This is a genomic window from Paenibacillus woosongensis (assembly GCF_030122845.1).
GTDB classification, from domain to species: Bacteria; Bacillota; Bacilli; order Paenibacillales; family Paenibacillaceae; genus Fontibacillus; species Fontibacillus woosongensis_A.
The window spans coordinates 4,335,959-4,355,974 of sequence record NZ_CP126084.1; the positions used below are offsets into that span (position 1 = coordinate 4,335,959).

The 20,016-nt window shown below is 51.5% G+C and carries 20 protein-coding genes; 7 read left to right on the top strand and 13 right to left on the bottom strand.

Going from position 1 to position 20,016, the window contains the following annotated elements; all coding sequences use genetic code 11:
• Nucleotides 1-60 precede the first annotated feature (60 nt).
• The 8 genes from QNH46_RS19890 to QNH46_RS19925 all read right to left on the bottom strand — a co-directional run bounded on the left by QNH46_RS19890 (nucleotide 61) and on the right by QNH46_RS19925 (nucleotide 9,858).
• On the bottom strand, nucleotides 61-942 hold the full coding sequence (locus QNH46_RS19890) for a metal ABC transporter permease (protein ID WP_283925736.1): 882 nt from the start codon (nucleotides 940-942) through the stop codon (nucleotides 61-63).
• Entirely contained in the window at nucleotides 942-1,901 is a 960-nt protein-coding gene (locus QNH46_RS19895) for a metal ABC transporter permease (protein WP_283925737.1), read from the bottom strand. The genes QNH46_RS19890 and QNH46_RS19895 overlap by 1 nt, the downstream gene beginning before the upstream one ends.
• A 6-nt stretch (nucleotides 1,902-1,907) precedes the next feature.
• On the bottom strand, nucleotides 1,908-2,666 hold the full coding sequence (locus QNH46_RS19900; protein WP_155612661.1) for a metal ABC transporter ATP-binding protein: 759 nt from the start codon (nucleotides 2,664-2,666) through the stop codon (nucleotides 1,908-1,910).
• A 48-nt stretch (nucleotides 2,667-2,714) separates the two neighbouring features.
• On the bottom strand, nucleotides 2,715-3,689 hold the full coding sequence (locus QNH46_RS19905) for a metal ABC transporter solute-binding protein, Zn/Mn family (RefSeq protein WP_283925738.1): 975 nt from the start codon (nucleotides 3,687-3,689) through the stop codon (nucleotides 2,715-2,717).
• Nucleotides 3,690-3,893: 204 nt separating this feature from the next.
• Entirely contained in the window at nucleotides 3,894-5,912 is a 2,019-nt protein-coding gene (locus QNH46_RS19910) for a peptidoglycan D,D-transpeptidase FtsI family protein (protein ID WP_283928509.1), read from the bottom strand.
• 182 nt (nucleotides 5,913-6,094) lie between these two features.
• Complete coding sequence (locus QNH46_RS19915) at nucleotides 6,095-8,146, bottom strand: peptidoglycan D,D-transpeptidase FtsI family protein (protein ID WP_213593182.1); 2,052 nt, start codon at nucleotides 8,144-8,146, stop codon at nucleotides 6,095-6,097.
• Nucleotides 8,147-8,245: 99 nt separating this feature from the next.
• Nucleotides 8,246-9,397, bottom strand: a complete 1,152-nt coding sequence (locus QNH46_RS19920; protein WP_283925739.1) for a transglutaminase domain-containing protein — start codon at nucleotides 9,395-9,397, stop codon at nucleotides 8,246-8,248.
• Between the two features lie 20 nt (nucleotides 9,398-9,417).
• Nucleotides 9,418-9,858 carry a hypothetical protein gene (locus QNH46_RS19925; protein ID WP_155612657.1) on the bottom strand — a complete coding sequence of 147 codons (441 nt, stop codon included), beginning with the start codon at nucleotides 9,856-9,858 and terminating at the stop codon, nucleotides 9,418-9,420.
• 253 nt (nucleotides 9,859-10,111) lie between these two features.
• On the opposite strand from QNH46_RS19925, the gene QNH46_RS19930 reads away from it, so the two are divergent.
• The 3 genes from QNH46_RS19930 to QNH46_RS19940 all read left to right on the top strand — a co-directional run bounded on the left by QNH46_RS19930 (nucleotide 10,112) and on the right by QNH46_RS19940 (nucleotide 12,048).
• Complete coding sequence (locus tag QNH46_RS19930) at nucleotides 10,112-11,278, top strand: MFS transporter (protein WP_213593489.1); 1,167 nt, start codon at nucleotides 10,112-10,114, stop codon at nucleotides 11,276-11,278.
• Between the two features lie 149 nt (nucleotides 11,279-11,427).
• Entirely contained in the window at nucleotides 11,428-11,550 is a 123-nt protein-coding gene (locus QNH46_RS19935; RefSeq protein WP_155612655.1) for a sporulation protein YjcZ, read from the top strand.
• Nucleotides 11,551-11,700: 150 nt separating this feature from the next.
• Complete coding sequence (locus tag QNH46_RS19940) at nucleotides 11,701-12,048, top strand: toprim domain-containing protein (RefSeq protein ID WP_213593178.1); 348 nt, start codon at nucleotides 11,701-11,703, stop codon at nucleotides 12,046-12,048.
• 4 nt (nucleotides 12,049-12,052) lie between these two features.
• On the opposite strand, the gene QNH46_RS19945 is transcribed toward QNH46_RS19940, so the two are convergent.
• The 3 genes from QNH46_RS19945 to trpS form a co-directional block, all read right to left on the bottom strand.
• Nucleotides 12,053-12,652 (bottom strand): SCO family protein, encoded by a 600-nt coding sequence (locus QNH46_RS19945; RefSeq protein WP_283925740.1) that lies wholly within the window; start codon nucleotides 12,650-12,652, stop codon nucleotides 12,053-12,055.
• 37 nt (nucleotides 12,653-12,689) lie between these two features.
• Nucleotides 12,690-13,628 carry a heme o synthase gene (gene cyoE, locus QNH46_RS19950; RefSeq protein ID WP_213593174.1) on the bottom strand — a complete coding sequence of 313 codons (939 nt, stop codon included), beginning with the start codon at nucleotides 13,626-13,628 and terminating at the stop codon, nucleotides 12,690-12,692.
• Nucleotides 13,629-13,849: 221 nt separating this feature from the next.
• Entirely contained in the window at nucleotides 13,850-14,833 is a 984-nt protein-coding gene (trpS, locus tag QNH46_RS19955) for a tryptophan--tRNA ligase (protein WP_213593488.1), read from the bottom strand.
• A gap of 459 nt (nucleotides 14,834-15,292) precedes the next feature.
• On the opposite strand from trpS, the gene QNH46_RS19960 reads away from it, so the two are divergent.
• Nucleotides 15,293-16,267, top strand: coding sequence for an aldose 1-epimerase (locus tag QNH46_RS19960; RefSeq protein ID WP_283925741.1), 975 nt, complete (start codon nucleotides 15,293-15,295; stop codon nucleotides 16,265-16,267).
• Between the two features lie 171 nt (nucleotides 16,268-16,438).
• On the top strand, nucleotides 16,439-16,660 hold the full coding sequence (locus tag QNH46_RS19965) for an alpha/beta-type small acid-soluble spore protein (RefSeq protein WP_019635874.1): 222 nt from the start codon (nucleotides 16,439-16,441) through the stop codon (nucleotides 16,658-16,660).
• Between the two features lie 108 nt (nucleotides 16,661-16,768).
• Here the strand turns inward: QNH46_RS19965 and QNH46_RS19970 are convergent, their stop codons facing one another.
• The gene (locus QNH46_RS19970) at nucleotides 16,769-17,179 is read right to left on the bottom strand and encodes an O-methyltransferase (protein WP_155612649.1); all 411 of its coding nucleotides are present in this window, start codon (nucleotides 17,177-17,179) and stop codon (nucleotides 16,769-16,771) included.
• 439 nt (nucleotides 17,180-17,618) lie between these two features.
• Nucleotides 17,619-19,421: a M3 family oligoendopeptidase gene (locus tag QNH46_RS19975; protein ID WP_283925742.1), complete on the bottom strand. Its 1,803-nt coding sequence runs from the start codon at nucleotides 19,419-19,421 to the stop codon at nucleotides 17,619-17,621.
• An 87-nt stretch (nucleotides 19,422-19,508) separates the two neighbouring features.
• Between QNH46_RS19975 and QNH46_RS19980 the strand changes: the two genes are divergently transcribed.
• Nucleotides 19,509-19,685 carry a YycC family protein gene (locus QNH46_RS19980; protein ID WP_155612647.1) on the top strand — a complete coding sequence of 59 codons (177 nt, stop codon included), beginning with the start codon at nucleotides 19,509-19,511 and terminating at the stop codon, nucleotides 19,683-19,685.
• Nucleotides 19,682-19,915: a hypothetical protein gene (locus tag QNH46_RS19985; RefSeq protein ID WP_283925743.1), complete on the top strand. Its 234-nt coding sequence runs from the start codon at nucleotides 19,682-19,684 to the stop codon at nucleotides 19,913-19,915. The genes QNH46_RS19980 and QNH46_RS19985 overlap by 4 nt, the downstream gene beginning before the upstream one ends.
• Nucleotides 19,916-20,016 lie beyond the last annotated feature (101 nt).

A 20,016-nucleotide genomic window follows, 5' to 3' on the forward strand; every position in this document is an offset into this window, starting at 1 on the left:
CATTCCGTAAAATTCGGAATTGCAGCTTCTGAAGCCAGGCCGTTACGCCTTATTATGCCTTTATACCGTCATGGATTTCATGCGGCGCCGTTTATTATGCCGTGCAACCAGGCCATGCAGCGGGGAGAACAGAAAAGCCAGCAGGAAGAGCAGACCCGCTACGGTAATCATGGAGCCGGCAATAGATGCATCGAGCCATTTGGCAAAATAATATCCTCCAGCCGAGCTAAGCGCACCGATGATTACGCTGTACAGCAGCATTCGGCTCAAACGGTCTGTAAGCAGGTAGGCCGTCGACGCCGGAACGATCAGCATGCCGACGACGAGAATGGCGCCCACGCTTTCAAAGGAAGCCACCGTAGAGAGCGACACAAGCCCCATGAGCAGATAATGGAACAGCGCGACAGGGATACCTAGAGCAGCGGCCAGCGCCGGGTCGAAGGCGCACAGTTTGAACTGTTTGTAGAATAAGCCGATCACAAGCAGCACAATAAACAAGGTTATGCCGAGAAACCAAACCGCGGCAGGACCCATGTTGTAGCCGTTGATAATGAGAATATCCCATTGCACATAGGCAATTTCCCCGAACAGGACGCAATCCAGATCGAGATCGATATTCGCGGCGTTCCTGCTAATCAATATAACGCCGATGGCAAACAGCGCCGTGAAGACGATGCCAATCGAGGCATCCGACTGCAGCCCACCCTGCTGCAGCAACTGAATGAGAAATACCGTAATCAGGCCGAGCACGGCCGCGCCGATCATCATGAGCAGCGAGTCTCTGGAGCCGCCCACCATAAAGGCGATCGCAATCCCCGGCAGTACGGAGTGGCTGATCGCATCGCCGACCAGCGACATTTTGCGCAATACGAGAAAACAGCCAAGAATGCCGCTGGTGGCGGCAACAAGCGTTCCGGTTAGAATAATCCAGAAATCGGACATCATTCCGCCCCCTTTTCGGCCGTATGCTGGCTAATCGTCGCAGTAGCCGTATGAATTTCCAGTCTTTCGCGCACATCCTTCTGCGTGCGCCTATGCCGTATCCATTTCGCAAGCAGCCCTCTTCGCGGCGCAAATACGAGCGATACAGCGAATAAAGCTGTTGCGGCAAGCACTGTTACAGGTCCTGTCGGCAAATTGGACAATGTCGAGCTGATCAATGTGCCCGTAACGCCCGACAGGGCGCCGAACAGACCGGCTAGAATGACCATGACGCCAAGCGCATCCGTCCAGTAACGCGCAGCTACCGCTGGGGTAATCAATAAGGCCGCTACGAGTACGACGCCGACCGCCTGAATGCCGACGACTACGGCGACAACCGTAAGCAGGAGCAGCAACTGCTCATACAAGCCGACCTTCAGTCCCATCCCCCGGGCAAAGCCGGGATCGAAGCTGACCAGCTTGAATTCCTTGAAGAACAGCAGACACACCAAGACGAGCGCAAGGGAGACAGCCCCCATTAAATAAACGTCGGATAGCATCATCGAGGCAGCCTGCCCAAACATGTACTTATCAAGACCGCTCTGATTGCCGTTTCCGCTATGCTGAATTTTCGTCATCAGGACGACTCCGATGCCGAAGAAGACTGTAAGAACGATGCCTAATGCGGCGTCCTGCTTGATTCTGGAGTAACGGGTCACGAAATGGATGCCGAACGTTGCCAGCATGCCTGACAAGATTGCCCCAATCATGAACAGTCCCACCGATTTCACGCCGCTAAGCATGAAGGCGATGCAGATGCCAGGCAATGCTGCATGGGCCAGCGCATCTCCGAGCAGGCTCTGTTTGCGCAGAAACGTAAAGGAACCGATCACTCCGCTGCCTAAACCGAGCAGCAGGGAGCCCATCAGGATCCATCTCATATTTGGATCGCTGAACCATCCGAGTATAGATACCAGCATCCTTAATCACTCCATCTCTATCGGTACGGCGGCGAAGTCCTGGATCATGGCAATCCGCCCTCCGTACGTTCTCTGCAAATTTTGCGGGGTGAATGTATCCTCGGTAGTCCCCTCCGCAACCAGCTCTCCATTAAGAAGGAGAACATGGTCGAAATATTCCTTGACCGTAGCCAAGTCGTGGTGGACGACCAATACGGTTTTGCCCTGCTCCTTTAATTCGTGAAGCAGCCCGATAATCGCCTTCTCCGTCGTCGCATCCACTCCAGCAAAGGGCTCATCCATGAAATACAGCTGAGCATTCTGGGCAAGGGCCCTGGCGAGAAACACCCTCTGCTGCTGGCCTCCGGAGAGCTGACTGATTTGACGGTCGGCAAAGTCGGCCATACCGACTTTGGTTAGACAGTCCAACGCAATCCTCCGTTCCTCTGCCCCGGGACGGCGGAACCAGCCTAAGTGGCCGTACCTCCCCATCATCACGACATCCAGCGCATTCGTCGGAAAATCCCAATCCACCGACTCCCGCTGGGGAACATACCCGACCAGTTTGCGCTGTTCTTCATAGGGCTTCCCGTAAATTTTCACTTCCCCGTCCACCTTCGGGATCAGGCCGAGCACCGCCTTAAGCAGTGTGGATTTCCCCGCCCCGTTTGGCCCGAGTACCCCAATAAGCTTCCCGGAGGGAATTTGAAAAGATACGGAGCGCAAAACCGGTTTCTTCTGATAAGCCACCGTTAAATGCTGTACTTCCAACGGATATGAATTCATCTGCTATCGCTCCTTTATTTCCATAGGCAATCGCTGACATCCTACATTTTATTTCAACGCTTCAACAATGGTGTTAACATTATGGCGAACCATCGTAATATACGTATCCGCACCCGAACCCGGTTCGCCCAGCGAATCAGAGTACAGCTCGCCGCCGATGATGACGGCATGCCCTTTCTCCTTCGCCCCCGCGATGACCGCTTCCATTGCCTTAGGGGGAACGCTCGATTCCACGAACACGGCTTTGATTTTATTCTCGACCAAATAATCCCGCAGATTGCTGACATCCTTGGAGCCGTATTCGGCTGCCGTGCTAATGCCCTGCAAACCCATAACCTTCATGCCATAGGCGTCCCCGAAATATCCGAAGGCATCATGTGCGGTGACCAGCACCCGTCCGGATTCCGGGATTTCGTTAATTTTGTCCTTGATTTCGGCGTCCAGGGCATTCAGCTCTTCGATGTATGCCTCGGCATTTTTCCGGTACAGCTCTGCATGATTCGGATCGTAAGCGGCAAGCGTGTCCCGAACCGTCCCCGCTGCAGAAATCCACAGCTTGACGTCAAACCAAATATGCGGATCGAATTGCGTGCCATTGATATCCGCCCCAGATCGAAGCAGAGCCTGATCAATATCCTTCGAGACCGGAACCGTGTACTTGTGCCGTCCCAGCTTCTCCAAAATTTCCGTCATTTTCCCTTCGAGATGCAGCCCGCCGTAAAACACCATGTTCGCCTTATCCAGCTTCTGGATATCTCCTTGAGAAGCCTTGAATAAATGCGGGTCAACCCCCGGACGCATCAGTGCCGTGACTTGAACCTCCGTACCGCCAATTTGCTGAACGAGGTCAGCGATCATGCCCGTTGTTGCCACAACCTGAATAATCTCCTGTTCTTCTCCCCGCAAGGCATGAATCATCCCCCCCTCGACTTTGGAGCATGCTGCCACTATGATCAATGCCAGTACGCTAAGCGTCATTTTCAAGCGCTGCAGCGGACCCTTCTTGACTTTTAACTGATCCATTCCATTCCCTCCCAAATATCCCGGTCAATTTATTATTTTTTGTGTTGTTGAGCGGGGAAACATATGTTTCCCGTCGCCTCAATTGTTTGCCCTATAAAATAAAGTTTCCCTAGTGCAAATTTTAAGGCATACCCATACAAAAAAGCAAGAGAAAAATTTTCTCTTGCTTCCATCCTCCGGCTTATACGCCTGATTCGGCGTGGGTTATTCCTTCCGGCCCTGCTTCTTAGGCGCGCCGTCCAGCCCGTATTCCCAATCGTATGCCTCAAAAATTTTGCGGGCAATCGGCGCGGCGCTCGTCGACCCGAAGCCGCCCTCCGGGACAACGACGGCCACGGCCAGCTTCGGTTTCTCCCGGGGAGCAAAGGCGATGAACACCCCGTTATCGATCTTACGGCCCTTATAGTCCTGCTCCGAGGTTCCCGTCTTACGGGCAAAATCATACGGGAAGCCGTTAAATGCTGACACATCCGTCTTCATCCCAGCGATGACCTTATCCCAGTGCTCCTTTTTAAAGTTCACTTCATTCAGTACTTTCGGCTCGAATACTTTAACCACATTGCCGTTTGAATCGGTAATTTTGCTCACCAGGTGCGGTTCCATCCGTTTGCCGCGGCTCGCCAAGGTAGCAGTATACTGAGCTAATTGCAGAGGAGTATATTTCGCCTGCTGGCCGAAAGAGGCATAGACCAGCCTTGCCAGTTCACTCTCCCCCTCGTCCCGGTAATCCAGTATACCATAGAATTCTCTCGGTAAATCGATGCCGGTCGACACACCAAGGCCAAATTCTTTCATATATTCATCCCATACTTCGATTCCTTTGCTCCTGTACTTTCTGTAAAGCCTCTTGCCTACCATATCAACCATAAAAGCGTTCGAGGATTTGTATATCGCCTTGGACGGATCCATCGGGCCGTAGGCAGCACGACCGGAATTCCGGACGCTGGAGGAGTCGTTTTTTCCGAAATAAACGATCCCCTTGTCATTGTATTGAGCATTTGCCGAGAACAGGCCCTCATTCAACCCGATAAGAACCGACAACGGCTTGACCGTCGATCCTAAATATACGGTAGAGTCAAAAGTATGCCCGGAGCGTCCCGAGCTGATGGGAGTAACCGTCCCGTTCTGGTAATTATTCTCGATCCGCTTCCAATCCTCGGCTGATATCCCCCCGCTCTGCCATACGTTTGCGTCATAGTCGGGCATGCTGGCCATCGCCACAATATTCCCGGTCTCCACTTCCATGGCTACCGCATATCCCGTTTTGGCATCCGGATGCAGCTTGCCGGAGACCCGGTTGCTGTGCAGCCATTTCAACTGATCGGTTATAGCCTGCTGAGCAGCCAGCTGTACACTTTTGTTAATGGTCGTATGCAGATCGTACCCCTTCTCGGGTGCAGTCCATTCTGGAATCCCCTTGACCATGTTCCGTGAATTTACAGCAATTTGCTTGAAGCCGTTTTTGCCACGCAGCTCGTTTTGATAATACAGCTCCAGCCCATCGTATCCCACATGTTCGGTCTCCGTATACTGCAAAGCCGGATTGGACTCGCCTGATGCTCTAATTTCCTTGTAGAAGTCCAAATTCGTTGACGCATTCGCGTACTTCCTCATGTATCCGACCGTTTGGACGGCCACTTGATCCGGGTCATAATAACGGACACTCTCTTCCAGCACCTCGATCCCCGGGAATTGATCCTTCCGCTCCAAAAAATAAGCGATTTCCCTTGAGGTGAGCCCCATCTTGATCCGCCGGGGCTCGAAGCCGCTAGCCTTCCGATATTCCAAATCCAAAGCATCGATAATTTCGTCAAGCGTGAGCGCTCCTTCGTTTGCATCACCATGCGCATCGAAAGCAGCCTTCAGCTTCTTCGCTAATTCTATGGCCTCAGGGCGATTCTCTTTCCCACGCTCCGTGCTCTGGCTATAATCTTTCTGCAGCGTAATGTACAGAGATTGCACCGACATAGAGTAAGCCAGCTTCTCTCCCCCGGCAGCGTAGATCGTCCCCCGAATCGGCGGAAGCGGAACATCCTTGAGCTTCAAATCCACCCCCTGCTCTGCCAGGGATGGCCCCTCAACAAATTGCAGAATAGCCAGACGGACGATCATCACCGTAAAAATCAGGAATGTGCTAAAAAAGAAAAAATTCAGGCGAATATTAAAGTGCCGCTGAAGCCTGCTCTCCTGCTCCAGGACATCCTCCGAGTAATACCTCTTCATCGCATCGCTCTCAACTTTCATTAATATCTCATAATATGAAATAATTGTAACATGACGGTTGAGAAAAGAGCCAGCTATCTTTGCAGCGAACAATAGATCCAGAAATAAAAAAGCGGCTTCGCCTGGCTTATAGCCGGGAAGCCGCTCTATCTTCTCATTGAGCCTGCCATATCTTCATAGAATCACGGGTTAACAGGCGAATTCTGCTCCGTTTCCGTTTGTTTTGCTTTCTTCGGTACGCCGTCCAATCCGTATTCCTGATCGTACGCGTCGAAGATTTTCCGCGCGATCGGCGCGGCGCTCATTGAGCCGAACCCGCCCTCAGGTACAACAACTGCTACAGCAAGCTTAGGATTCTCCCGCGGTGCAAAGGCGATAAATACACCATTATCGATCATTTTGCCACGATAGCTCTGCTCTGATGTTCCAGTCTTGCGGGCAAAATCATAAGGGAAGCCGTTGAATGCGGAGACATCCGTCTTCATCCCGCTGATTACCTCGTTCCAGTGCTCCTGTTTGAAGTTCAATTCATTCAGCACCTTAGGCTCGATTTTCTTGACGATGGTGCCATCGGAATCGGTAATTTTGTTGACGAGATGCGGCTCCATCCGCTTGCCGCGGCTCGCCAGGGTAGCCGTGAATTGAGCCAGCTGCATGGCGGTATATTTTCCCTGCTGGCCAAAAGAAGCATAGACCAGTCTCGCCAGCGGCGTCTCGTTCTCATCCTTGTATTCGAGCTTGCCCAAATATTCGGAGGGCAAATCGATGCCGGTTGATACGCCAAGTCCGAAATCCTTCATGTACTTATCCCATACGTCGATTCCTTCAGCACCGTATTTGTTGTACAGCCTCTTCCCGACCATATCGACCATAAAGGTGTTCGAGGATTTATAAATGGCTCTAGACGGGTCCATCGAGCCATAAGCATGGCTTCCGGAGTTTCTTACTCTGGAGGAGTCGTTACGCCCAAAATAGGCGATCCCTCTGTCATTGTAGGTTGTATTCGTTGTGAACAACCCTTCATTTAATCCAATCAGCACAGATAGCGGCTTAATTGTTGATCCGAGCAGGATGGTTGATTCGAAGTTGTGGCCCGAGCGGCCTGAACCGAACGGAGTAATCGTCCCGTTCTTATAGCTATTCTCGATTTCCTTCCACACCTCGCCGCTCACGCCGCCGCTCTTCCATACGTTCGAGTCGTAATCAGGCATGCTGGCCATCGCGATGATGTTGCCAGTCTCTACCTCCATAGCTACGGCATAACCTGTCTTTGCATTAGGGTGCAGCTTGCCGGATACCGGATTGGTGTGCAGCCACTTCAGCTGGTCGGTGATGGCCTGCTGGGCGGTTAACTGGACATTCTTGTTGATCGTCGTATGCAAATCATACCCCTTCTGCGGAGCGGTCAGCTCCGGAATGCCCGTCGCCATGTTTCGCGGGTCAATGGGAACGCTTTTGTACCCGTTCTTGCCGCGGAGCTCATGCTGGTACTGCATCTCCAATCCGTCGAAGCCCACAAATTCCTCCGCCGTATACTCCAGCCCGGGATCTTTGTTCTCGGCGGCCATCGTTTCCCGGACCGAATCGTACCAGGATACGTCCAGCGTAGAGCTGAACTTCCGCAGATAGCCGATCGTCTGGACGGCAACCCGGTCCTCGTCATAATGGCGAATGCTCTCCTCTACAATATCGAGTCCCGGGAACTGATCCTTGCGCTCCAGGAAATAAGCGATCTCCTGGTCCGTCAGATCAATCTTGATCCGGCGGGGCGCAAAGCCGTTGGCGCGCCGGTATTCCAAATCCATGGCATCGACGATGTCATCAAGCGTCATCGGCGTACCGTTCGGATCGCCGTATTTATCAAAGGCCTCCTTCAGCTTCTCTGCCAAAGCTATAGCTTCAGGACGATTCTCTTTCCCCCGTGTCGAGTTCTTGCTGTAGTCCTTCTGCAGCGTGATATACAAAGATTGCACCGGCGTAGAATAAGCCAGCTTCTCGCCGCCGGCTGCATAGATCGTTCCCCGCGTCGGCGGCAGCGGAACATCCTTCACTCTAAGGCCTGTTCCCTGCTGGGCCAGCGTTGGCCCTTCCACAAACTGCAGAATAGCCAGCCGGACGATGATCACCGTAAAAATCGCAAACGCGCTGAAAAAAAATAAATTGAGGCGAATATTAAAATGACGCTGCAGCTCTATTTCCTGCTCGCGCGGATCATCTGAATACACTTTTTTCATGGCCGAAGTCTCGCTTTCTTATGTTCGAACATTGATACCTTTATTGTAACATACCGGCTTGCAGTCATTTCAAGTGCTGGCCGGTCCGGACTTTCTCTCTTAAATTACTTTATCCGCGATATGGGTATCATTAAATGCGGGCGGATTGAACCAGTCCCCGCTTCTTGCCCAAGTCGCGTCCAACGGAACCCAAACGTCCTTCTCGGACAGATATACCTCGTTCCAGGCATGAGGGCCATAGCCGCCGCGGCCGTCATATCCAAGCCCTGTTACGACTTTGACCTGCAGCCCCAGCGAACGGGCCATCACCGCATACAACCGGGAATAATCGATGCACACTCCCCGCTTGCTGTCATAGGTCATTTGCGGCGTCTGCTCGTTCCAAATGCCCTTCTCCTCATAATCCCGGACCTTATCGTAATCATAGGCTACTCTTGTCCCGATCCATTCATAGAGCAGGCGCGCCTTCTCCTCGTCGCTCCTTGCCCCTACCGTGATTGCGGCTGCAGTCTGTTCGATGTCGCGGGGAATTTCTGCATCGATAACCTCGTAGCGCCACTGGTGAATCCCCTCTAGCCCCTCCCCGACTCCCCGGGTAAATACCGGAAGCTTGTCCTTGATCAGCTCACCGGTAAGAGGCTCGATAACGGTCCGGGCTCCTTGCTGGTATACGGGAGAGGCCTCAACGTAGCGGCTGAAGCTGCTGTTCGGAAACAAGGTCACCAGGATGAACAACACTGCGATAACCATCAGGCAGCGCGCAGCTCCTATGACCCCGCCGATTCCAGCTCCCGCTAGGCGGCTGAGCAACGATGCAGTTCCTTCACGGCCCGAAGCAATCCGTCCGAATAAGGAATCGCTCCCGAATGCAAAGGCGCAGACAAGCCCCATGATCGAACGAATTAGCCAGTAACTGAGTATGAATACAACGGCAAAGCGCATTAACGGAAAATCCCTTACCGCCGTAACTAACGTATAATAAAGCTGCTCCCATTTCGAGAGCTCCCGCAAAGGCGGGGTATAGCCGCTTAGCCACTGCTGCACCCTCGGAGCAATCCACATCGTGAACGGAACAGAGAACACCAAGCTGAGCAGTGACAGCAGCCCGCCGCTAAAAAGCGTAAAGAGCCGGCCTGCCGAGCGGGAAGCCCCCCGCAGCAGGCCTTGCAGTATTGAAATAGCCATAATGAGCATGAGCAAGGCGGAAATCATGTTGTATTCCCGCAACCCGTCTATCCAGATTTCCGTCATGTCCGCCCCCTGTCGTCATATTATTTTGCGTGTTTCTGTGCCTCTTGGACGAAGGCTTCAAGCGTATCGTTCATTTTCCATTCGCCTAGGGAGACACCGCGAAACGCGACCTTCACCTTGTCCTTCCCCAGCGTCCCGGTCACTTCCAGGTTTGGGGTAGTGATCGTAAAGGTTCCGTCGCCGTTCTGAACCCATTTGGCGTCCTTGGCTTCGTTCTTCATCGCGTTCAGCACTTCATTTCTGCTGTATTCCACCGCCTGATCCTTTACCGTGCTAACGGCATCCCCGATATCCTTCAGCGAAATGCCGCTGTAAATGACTATAAAAGCAGCGATAACGAGAACCAGCGCCCACTTCACAACCGTCTTTACTAAATTCACGACGAGAAGCAAAACGACCAGCGCAATGACAATCACGAGCCAATTCTGCTTCAGAAATTCAGTCCATACCTGTACATCCATCATTTTCCGCACCTCTACCGTCTCATTTTCTCTTAAATTAAACGTATCAAACCCGCACTTAGTTTCATCTCAAATTTGTAGGATTCCACAGTGTAAGTTATTATACATGATCGGCCTAAGCGATGTCAGCTAACCCTCGTTATATTTCCAAGTATTCCAGGATTACGGACTGCCTTTGATTTAAAAGGGTATAAGTTCGTCCCCTGCAACGTACAAGTAGAGCATAAGGGAATTACTCAGGAGGCAAGGTATGATGAAAATGGCATTTTGGCTCTACTTTTTTTTGTTCCTCGCTTTCTTTGATTTGCATGCGCAATACCCGATTCTAACCCCCTTCGCCCTTTCCATAGGCGCAGCTCCCGTGTTCATCGGCTGGATGATGGGAATTTACGCGCTCACGCATCTGCCCGGCAACCTGATTGCCGGACAGGGGGTCGACAAGCACGGTAGCAAAGGCTACATGATCTTCAGCCTGATCTCCGCCGGAATCATCCTGCTGCTGCAGGCTCAGGTTACTGAGCCGTGGCAGCTCCTCGTTCTCCGCTCCATCAGCGGTTTTGTGCTGGCGTTTTTATCACCGGCCTGTCTGGCTCTGCTCGCTTCGCTATCTAAAGATCCCGTCGGCCAAGGCAAGCTGATGGCCGGACATGGCGTAGTGCATACGCTCGCCTCCGTTGTCTCCCCTGCAGCTGGCGCCTTTCTGGTCGCGCAAAGCGGATACGCTATGACCTTCCAGTCCCTGGGCTGGCTGCTGATCGTTACGGGGATCATCGCCATATTTATGGTTCATGAGCCCCGCCCTACAGGCATTCGAAGCACAGGGGCCGTTCTCAAGAACGAACACGGGCCCGCGGTATTTCAGGTAATTCCCTTCAGGTATTTCTTATTGCCCTTCGCCGTTTCCTGTTCGCAGGGAATATTGTTCTTCGAGCTCCCGCTGCAGCTCGGGGGCACAGAAGGGATTATGCATACTGGCATTCATTTTTCGATTATCAGCCTGGGAGCCTTGGTCACCCTGTCAATGTTGTTCCTAAGCCACTACTCCCCCTATTTGCGGACACATCTAGGAATATTGGGCCTCGCCCTGTCTTTCTTCTCCCTTGCGGCACTGGATACCGTTCCGCTCGCTATGTCGCTATTCGCACTCGGGATTGCCAAAGGCGTTGTGTATCCTGCGATGTCATCCCTGTTCATTGATCTGAGCGGCGGAGAGCGGCTAGGAACGGTATTCTCCCTGCAATCGATCGCCATGTCGGTAGGTTCCTTCGTTGGTCCCATTGCCGCCGGGGCGATTCACGGCTCGTTTTCTCCCTATTTTGCCGCTTTCCTGCTCTTGATGAGCGTCATTATCCTGGTGCCGCCAGCGCGCAAAAAGGGTCTAAGCCTTCCGCCGCTGCCCACGCCGACAAACCTCCGCTAATTTCGAATGGCAGCGGTGCTTGGCGGATGCGACTCCGTGTTTCCCATGGCTTCTTTTCCAAGCTTTAGGCTGCTGCACAGTGCAATGGCGACGAATGCACATAGTATAACGTGTAGTCACCGACAGTTGGCGAAAGTGAGGTGAAACAAATGGGCAATATCGCTGCTTGCGGACCCGGACCGATTGCACCCGGCGGTTTCTGGACATCAACGGGCGTTATCCTTGTACTGTACATCTTACTGGTGATCATCCTGCGAGCTCCTCTGTTCTAAAACAATTGCGCTTCACTATTGGCGGTCTGCCGTTGGCAGGCCGTTTGCTTTGGTTCGTTTTTGCATGATCTGTTGTTGCGGTATACACTAGAGGGGATCTGATACTATCCAGCCATTCTTATCGATAACATCCTGCCAGAGGTGATCTCATTGTCGATCTACATCATTGTTGAAGGAAAGAACGACCGGAGCAAGCTGCGGCGCATACTCAGCGAGGAAATAACGATCCTGTGCACTTTCGGCACTTTGAACTCCTTGAAATTGGAGTCGCTTCGCAAGCAAATCAAGGATGACGAGGTATTCTTGTTTATGGATAACGATTCCTCCGGCAAGCGAATTCGCGGAATACTTCGCGATGCGTTTCCCGATGCCGGGCATATTTATACTAGAAGGGGTTACGCCGGGGTGGAAGGAACGCCGGAAGAATACCTGATCGCGCAATTAGAAAAAGCCGGGCTGGAGGATTACATCAACTATCCCCCGCCCGGCTTCGCATGAGCCCTTATTCCTTCGCCAATCTCGCCACGACACTCGCAATTTCCTCCGCGGTAGCGTCAGGACGGAACATTTCGCGAATGTTCCCCTTGCGGTCGACAAGCCCTATTAGATCCATGTGGACAAAGTTGCCGTCCCTGTCTTGGTTCACTAGTATTTTAAATGAGTTCATTGCCAAATCGATAACCTGCTGCTGATCTCCCCGCAAAAAATACCAGCCGGAATAATCCGCCTTGAATTTGTCGCCAAATTCCTTAAGCCGCTCCCTCGTATCCCTCTCCGGATCAAAGGTCACCGACACGATCGTCGCATCCTTGCCGAACAATCCCTTCTCCTTCAGTTCATCCTGCACCTGGGAAAGCCTTAAGGTCGTAACCGGGCATACGTCCGGACAGTTGGAGAAGAAGAAATAGAACAGCCTTACCTTCCCGTTCGTATCCTCAAGCGCCACGTTATTGCCGTCCACGTTCTCCAGCGAGAACGGAGCAACGGTGCCGATTACCGGAAGCTTTGGTTTTGCGAAGGAGCTCCATAGCAAATATCCGGCCAGAATCACGCAGATGGCCAGCATGATCCATGTCCATTTATATTTTTTTAACAAGGTCATTACAGTGCCTCCATCATTTCCTTTGCTGTCAGACCGGTTAAATCCGTACGGTGTCCAGAATCATCACGATCAAGCTGATCGTCAAATAATTCACGGAGAAGATGAACACTTTCTTAGCCCAGGTATCATCATCCTGCGAACGAATGCCCTTAAGCGCCATATACAGCCAGATGACGGACAGCGCCTCTCCGATAATCAGGAACCAGATCCCCGTATAACCGTAAACGTACATTAATACAGGTATGGGTAGCAGCAGTGCAAGATATGGAATCATCTGCAGCTTTGTTCTTGGAATTCCTTTGACGACTGGAAGCAGCGGATAACCGGCTGCCCGGTATTCCTCGACCCGGCGGATGCCGAGTGCCCAGAAGTGCGGAGGCTGCCACAAGAACAGGAGCGCAAACAGCAGCCAGGCTCCCAGATCCACCTTGCCTGTAACGGCCACATAGCCGATCACCGGCGGCATTGCTCCTGATATTGCACCAATCGAGGTGCTCCAGGTTGACGTACGCTTCAGCCACAGCGTGTACACGACGACGTAGACGAACATCCCTACAGCGCCGAATAATCCTGCGAGCAGGCCGGAGAAGCTGAACAACACTGCTAAACCAAATATGCCGAGAATAATCGCATACCATAATACGATTCGCGGCGACAGTTTGCCGGTAGGCAAAGCCCGCTTCTTCGTCCGCTCCATCTTCATGTCGAAGTCACGGTCGAAATAATTGTTGAACACACAAGATGAAGCCATTACAAGAACGGCTCCCAGTATCGTCCAGATTAATTTCCCATATTGCAAATCCCATTGAGAGGCCAGCCAAAACCCGGCAAATACCGCAATGACGTTAGAGCGGATAATCCCCGGTTTCGTTAAGGCTATGAAATCTTTCCAAGTTGCCGTTTCTCCCGGAGGAGTTGGTCTCACGGACAACGCAGGGGAATCCGATGGAGCAGTATAGCCTAGTGGTTTTTCCATGCGTTATATCTTCCTCCTATGCTTATATATATAAGATCAATTAAATTTCTAATGAATATACCCTCTTGCTATAAACTTTATCATATCAAAACATCGAAGTCTCTGACAATCGTTACATAATGATCAAGTTATTATGACAATTCCGTGACGACAGCAAAGAAAACCCGGATTTTCATCCGGGTTCTCTTGTTTTCAGCCTGGCCCTTCACCTAGCTTGTTGCTTATTTAGTAATAAACCCCATCATGCGCTGAACGTCTGAAAGCGTCTGCTCCGCCATCTCCGATGCTCTCTCTGCTCCCTGCTTCAAAATATCGAAAATTTCTCCAGTCTCCCTGATCTCACGGTATCGCTGCTGCAGCGGTTCAATGAGGCCAACTACGACTTCAGCCAGATCCTTCTTGAAGGCGCCGTACATTTTGCCCTCATACAGACGCTCGACTTCAGCCACCGGAATTTCAGCACACTGGCTGTAAATCGAAATGAGATTGCTTACCTCCGGCTTGTTCTCCCGATCGAATCTCACTTCGCTGCCCGAGTCGGTCGTCGCGCGGCTGATCTTCTTGCGGATATCGGCCGGCGAGTCCAGGAGCGAAATATAGCTCCCCGGATTCGGATTGCTCTTGCTCATCTTCTTCGAAGCGTCATCCAGCGACATAATGCGGGCTCCTACCTCCGGAATATACGGCTCAGGAATGGTAAAGTATTCTCCAAATCTGCTATTGAAGCGTCCAGCCAAATCGCGGGTCAGCTCCAAATGCTGCTTCTGATCATCACCTACCGGCACCAAATCTGCATTGTATACGAGGATATCCGCTGCCATCAGTGAAGGATACACGAACAACCCCGCGCCGACGGATTCCTTGCCCGCCGACTTATCCTTGAACTGAGTCATCCGCTCCAGTTCTCCCATGGCGGTCAGCGTAGTCAGGATCCACCCCAGCTGCGCATGCTGCAGGACATGGGACTGCAGGTACACATTTGCTTTAGCTGGATCAATACCGGCCGCAACGAACAATGCCGCCACTTGTTCGGACTGCTCCCGCAAAGCAGCCGGATCCTGAGGCACCGTAATCGCATGGAGATCGACGACCATGAAGTTGCACAAATGCTCATGCTGCAGTTTTACGAAGTTTCTCAGTGCGCCAATATAATTCCCTAGAGTTAATTTTCCGCTGGGCTGAATGCCGGAAAGAACTTTTTTCATCATAACTTCCTCCTCGTTATTTGGTAATTTAGGCAGAAACACAAAAAATCCCACGCCCGCAAGGGACGTGAGACCGTGGTGCCACCCTTATTCGTCAAGCCCTGTAAAGCGGCAGCTAGCCGCTGACAAGCAGAGTCTTGACCTTAGAGCTCCGTAACGTGGAGCATAATCGGCCGGCTTATTGGGACGGATCATTTGAACTGTCTTTTACGCTCGGCGCTCCAGGGTCCATTCAGCCTAAGCAGCTCCGCCGGTTCGCATCACCCACCGGCTTTCTGCGGAAGAAGTCCGCTTCGCTTACTTGTCCCTGTCATCGCGTTGACTATTGTTAAAATTATATGTCCAATGATACTCGCCGTACGTCTTACGTGTCAACTTCCGTTTCTCGTCCCCAGGAAAAAGTGTTATGATAAGGCTAGTTATTTGAATTCGATTATTTGTGGGAAAAGGAGCATCGATATGAAAAAAGTGACCAAAGGGCAATGGAACGGTTACGATACTTATACGTTACATAGCCGTGAGCTTGATGTCACGCTGCTGCCCCGCCTTGGCAATAATGTCATCCGCATATGGGATCATGTCCAGCAACGCGATGTACTTCGCCGCCCAGACGAAAGTGAACTCGATTTCTACTTGCAAAAGCCGTATCATTTCGGGATTCCTCTGTTGATTCCGCCCGGAAGAATCCGTAGGGGACAATTTACTTATGCCGGACAGGAATACCAATTTGACCGCAATACGGCCAATGACAACCATATTCACGGTCTTCACCGTACGCAAGCCTGGTGCGTCAGCGACATCGAAGAAGACGATGAGGGCTGTTCGATTACTACGGAATTCATCACTTCAGACGACCCGAATTGGGTTCGGCAGTTCCCAGTACCGCTTAAGCTGGAAATGACATTACGCCTGCAAGGGGCGAAGCTTATGCAAACGTTCCGGATTCACCACTTGGGAGATCGTCCTGCTCCTTTCGGGCTTGGCCTGCATACCTGGTTTTTATTGGATGGCCAGCCTGATAAGTGGACGATTACGCTGCCCGTCTCCGGGAAATATAAATTAGACGAGGAACTGATTACAACTGGTGAAGTCGAGCCGCTCGGCGAGCTTGAGGAGCTCACCGGTGGGTTGAAGCTGCAGGGGATGGATTTCGATACGATGTTCAGGATCGGCGACAACCCTGTCCGGGCCACGCTTATGCATGACGATGGATATGGCCTGATCTACTCGGCCGACCCCGCTTATTTCAAGCATTGGGTGCTGTATACGAAGGGGACAGCCGACCAGTTTCTGTGCATCGAACCTTATACCTGGCTCCCGGATGCGCCTAACTCGGGATTGCCCAACGAAGATACAGGGCTCATCGAGCTTCAGCCCGAGCAAAGTCTGGAGCTTAACCTGCAGTTGGAAATGATCCACCCCGAACCTAATTAAGTTCTATCTGCAGCTTTGAACGGGATCTATGGAATGAAGCAAGCAATTCTCTGCGGAGAATTGCTTTTTTGTGCGTTGCAATAATTACCAGAGCTATAGCTAGAAACAAGACTGCATATTTTAGCTCACGAAATCCATACTAAATTCACAAAGGCAAAGGAGGTGACAAACATGGCAAACGGAAGCCGTTCCAACAACCTTGTCGTTCCTCAAGCGAACGCTGCTCTGCAGCAGCTGAAATATGAAGCTGCACAAGAACTGGGCGTTCAAATTCCACAAGATGGTTACTACGGTAACTATACTTCCCGCGAGACCGGGTCTCTCGGAGGTTATATTACAAAACGTCTGGTTCAAATCGCTGAACAGCAATTGTCGGGTCGTTCTAACCAGTAATTAGCTTGTTCTATTCGCCGATAAAAAGGCAGGCGGTCTGCAATTTAGCAGGTCGCCTGCCTTTCCCATCGTTTCAAGCGTATGATTACACACGTTATTACAGGCATGTTATGAGATATCATGATATGTACTCGCCGGGTCCTTTCTCGAATAGCGCTGTATCATCAAATTCGCCATGTTGTAATTGGATTCCAAGATAGCATCCACAATAATCGTATCCTGCCGCAGTGCAAACTCATAGCTAATTTCCCCGTGCGTCCAGTAACGTTTGAACCTCAAGGCTTCAATAGCCATCGCTTTAAACGATTTCAACTGCTGATTTGTTAATCCTCTATCCTCCTCAGACAATTGTCCGTTACGACCTGCAATCGGATTATGGCGGATACCGAATTTCCCAATGGCATTATTGCGAATTTGAATAAAAACAGTTCCCGAGGTCATGCCGGATAATTCTTCTTCAAGCTCCTTAAACACCATGTCAACCTGCCTGGCAAGTGAAAGCTGGTCCGTCTTCAGCATATCCACCCTCCCTTCACATATAATTCCCCATCTAGGGCTTACGCCTCATTATATTCCAATATGACTAGCCGATCAACAATATAAAACAAAAATGGTTATTTATTACTATATCTATAGTTTTTTCAACAATTATAAATTAGCTTGTTCGCCAAATTACACACTTTTACGACAGCTTTCTTCCCTTTATTTTTCAGGGTTTTCGCGCTTATTCCCTGTTCGGGACAAAGTCGATTTTGCATTCATGCGCCTGATGTAAATTTCAGTATAAGCAGTGACATATTTTGCACTACAGAATGTCAACATGTAAAATCAACATGGCATAAACTAGTTCTTTATACCCATCCATTTAGCTGTTATTTCTGATGATTCCGACAAAATGATGATTTTCGGCAAAAAAAAGCGGGGCTTCTGTTCAAAAGCCCCGCCCCGCTGAATTCATTTATTCTGTCAGTTCCAAGAACGCCTTGACGTCAGCTACAGCCAGGGCCATAGCCTCTCGCCAGAAGTCCGGCTGCGTTAGATCGACTCCAAGATGCTTGCTGGCCAGCTCTTCAACAGTCATTCGTCCCGTATCCTGAAGCAAAGCATCATATTTCGCTGCAAAGCTCTGTCCTTCCCGCTGCGCTCTTGCATACAACCCGGTACTGAACATGTACCCGAACGTGTAAGGGAAGTTATAGAACGGCACATCGGTAATATAGAAATGCAGCTTGGACGCCCAGAAGTGAGGGTGGTAGGAGGCTAGCGCCCCATGGTATGCTTCACGCTGCGCTTCCTCCATTAAAGCTGACAGCTCGCCGGCACTAAGCTCCCCTTGCTTTCTTCTCTCATAGAAGCGCGTCTCGAACAGGAATCGCGCATGGATGTTCATGAAGAAGCTGACACTGCTGCTGATTTTGTCGGCGAGCAGGCTCAGCTTCTGCTTGTCGTCCGCCGCATTGTTCACGAGGGCATCCGCCACGATCATTTCCGCAAAGGTCGAAGCAGTTTCCGCTACGTTCATCGCATAATCCTGATTGAACTGCGGAAGTTCATCCATCAGATACTGGTGATAAGCGTGGCCCAATTCATGCGCCAGCGTAGAGACGTTGGATACCGTCCCCCCGAAGGTCATGAAGATGCGCGTCTGTCCGCTGACCGGAAGCGACGTACAGAAACCGCCCGGGCGCTTGCCTGGACGATCCTCCGCTTCGATCCAGCGCTTGTTGAACGCCTCGGCAGAGAAATCCGCCAGCTTCGGACTGAAATTGCGGAATTGCTTCACAATCTCCTCTGCGGCCGCCTCATAGGAGATTTTGTCCGCAGACTCTCCGAGGGGCGCATCGACATCGCTCCAGGACAGCTGCTCCAATCCCATCAGCTTGGCCTTGCGGTTCAAATAAGCCACGAACACGGGCTTATTCTCTTCAATGACCTGCCACATCATGTCCAGCGTCGCTTTGGACATCCGGTTAATGTCCAGCGGTTCCTTCAGGATATCGCTCCAGCCTCGTTTTTCGTATAGCTTAATGCGGAAGCCTGCCAGCCGATTGAGCGTATCAGCGCAATAGTCCGCGACATCGCTCCAGGCCTGTTCCCAGTTTTTGAATGTCTCTTCCCGCACTGCGCGGCTGTTGTCCCCCAGCTTATTGGCCGCCTGGCCTACGGACAGGGACGTCTGACTGCCGTCTTCATCCTCGAAAGGGACCGCTACTTTCGACACGATAGTGTCGTAATGCTGTCCCCAGCCGTGATAACCGTCGATCGCCAAATCGGATGCCAGGCTCTCCAGCTCCGGAGCGAGCTTCTCACGGGCAGCGGCGCGCTTTTCATTCAGCACGAACGAAATCGGGGCGACCTCCTCGCGAGACATCCATAGCTCCCAAAGCTCGTCATCTGTGTTGCGCAGCACATTTTGAAACAGGGTCATCGCGTTCTCATAGGCGGCACGCAAGGTAGTTACTTTGCTGGAGAGCTGAACAGCCTTCTTATCATGCTGGTTCTCTGCCGTTAGGCAGGCCACGAAGCTGCTCGCTTCGCCGATTCTGCCTGCTGCGCTTTGCAGCCCGGCAATCAGCCGATCCAGGCCAGCTGCCTCTTCCAGGCTTCCTGGGGCGCCCAACTGCTGCAGTTCCTGGTGCATCGCCGCGATATCCTTCTGAAGTTGCTGCAGGAATGCCTCAAAGTCTGCCGATGAAGAGCCTCCCGCAAAAATAGAATCCAGCTCCCAGGTCTGTTGTACCGGATTTGTCAATTCTGCCATATTACGCATCCTTTCCTTATGCCAATGTTGATGCCACCGGCATTAAAAGTGTATGATATAGAAACCAGATCGACAGGAGGGGATCATTTGAAACCACTGCAAGTCTCACCGGAAACTGCCGTTAAACTAGCCGAAAAATTAAAGGTGCCTCTCGAGCACCTTATGCATATGCCGCAGCATATTTTAATGCAAAAAATCGCGGAGCTTGCCAAAGAGGAAACGAGCAAGCCTTCACCTTCGGACGATTCGGGTGCGTCCTCATGATACCTTTTGAAAGGGCTCTGCCTTACGACATCTTAATGGGCGATGTATATGCGCCAAAATGCCCTTTTTGTGGACAAGAGAACGTCCTTCTTCCCCTGAAGCCTCGTGAAGTGCAAAGCGTGCACGAAGGAAAGAAGAAGCTGCTCGTCTTTCCATGCTGCAAGAACAAGCTGACGCTGCTGGACAGCGACTCCGATTACTTGCTGACCGATACGGTCGTGCGCAGGTGAGCAGCAGCCTTCAAAGGGCAGAAGGGGCCGTTCCCTCTTCCCCGTGAACGGCCCCGTAGTTCGGTGCTATAAGCTTAAGATCAAAAAACACTTCAACGGGC

What these genes read in the sequence shown, in the direction of transcription:
- QNH46_RS19920 (WP_283925739.1), bottom strand. Translation starts at nt 9,397, where the DNA reads ATGACGGAAATCTGGATAGACGGGTTGCGGGAATACAACATGATTTCC.
- QNH46_RS19985 (WP_283925743.1), top strand. Translation starts at nt 19,682, where the DNA reads ATGATACCTTTTGAAAGGGCTCTGCCTTACGACATCTTAATGGGCGAT.
- QNH46_RS19970 (WP_155612649.1), bottom strand. Translation starts at nt 17,179, where the DNA reads ATGCTGAAGACGGACCAGCTTTCACTTGCCAGGCAGGTTGACATGGTG.
- QNH46_RS19965 (WP_019635874.1), top strand. Translation starts at nt 16,439, where the DNA reads ATGGCAAACGGAAGCCGTTCCAACAACCTTGTCGTTCCTCAAGCGAAC.
- QNH46_RS19900 (WP_155612661.1), bottom strand. Translation starts at nt 2,666, where the DNA reads ATGAATTCATATCCGTTGGAAGTACAGCATTTAACGGTGGCTTATCAG.
- QNH46_RS19945 (WP_283925740.1), bottom strand. Translation starts at nt 12,652, where the DNA reads ATGACCTTGTTAAAAAAATATAAATGGACATGGATCATGCTGGCCATC.
- QNH46_RS19905 (WP_283925738.1), bottom strand. Translation starts at nt 3,689, where the DNA reads ATGGATCAGTTAAAAGTCAAGAAGGGTCCGCTGCAGCGCTTGAAAATG.
- QNH46_RS19910 (WP_283928509.1), bottom strand. Translation starts at nt 5,912, where the DNA reads ATGAAGAGGTATTACTCGGAGGATGTCCTGGAGCAGGAGAGCAGGCTT.
- QNH46_RS19935 (WP_155612655.1), top strand. Translation starts at nt 11,428, where the DNA reads ATGGGCAATATCGCTGCTTGCGGACCCGGACCGATTGCACCCGGCGGT.
- QNH46_RS19930 (WP_213593489.1), top strand. Translation starts at nt 10,112, where the DNA reads ATGAAAATGGCATTTTGGCTCTACTTTTTTTTGTTCCTCGCTTTCTTT.
- cyoE (WP_213593174.1), bottom strand. Translation starts at nt 13,628, where the DNA reads ATGGAAAAACCACTAGGCTATACTGCTCCATCGGATTCCCCTGCGTTG.
- QNH46_RS19890 (WP_283925736.1), bottom strand. Translation starts at nt 942, where the DNA reads ATGTCCGATTTCTGGATTATTCTAACCGGAACGCTTGTTGCCGCCACC.
- QNH46_RS19925 (WP_155612657.1), bottom strand. Translation starts at nt 9,858, where the DNA reads ATGGATGTACAGGTATGGACTGAATTTCTGAAGCAGAATTGGCTCGTG.
- QNH46_RS19915 (WP_213593182.1), bottom strand. Translation starts at nt 8,146, where the DNA reads ATGAAAAAAGTGTATTCAGATGATCCGCGCGAGCAGGAAATAGAGCTG.
- trpS (WP_213593488.1), bottom strand. Translation starts at nt 14,833, where the DNA reads ATGAAAAAAGTTCTTTCCGGCATTCAGCCCAGCGGAAAATTAACTCTA.
- QNH46_RS19895 (WP_283925737.1), bottom strand. Translation starts at nt 1,901, where the DNA reads ATGCTGGTATCTATACTCGGATGGTTCAGCGATCCAAATATGAGATGG.
- QNH46_RS19960 (WP_283925741.1), top strand. Translation starts at nt 15,293, where the DNA reads ATGAAAAAAGTGACCAAAGGGCAATGGAACGGTTACGATACTTATACG.
- QNH46_RS19975 (WP_283925742.1), bottom strand. Translation starts at nt 19,421, where the DNA reads ATGGCAGAATTGACAAATCCGGTACAACAGACCTGGGAGCTGGATTCT.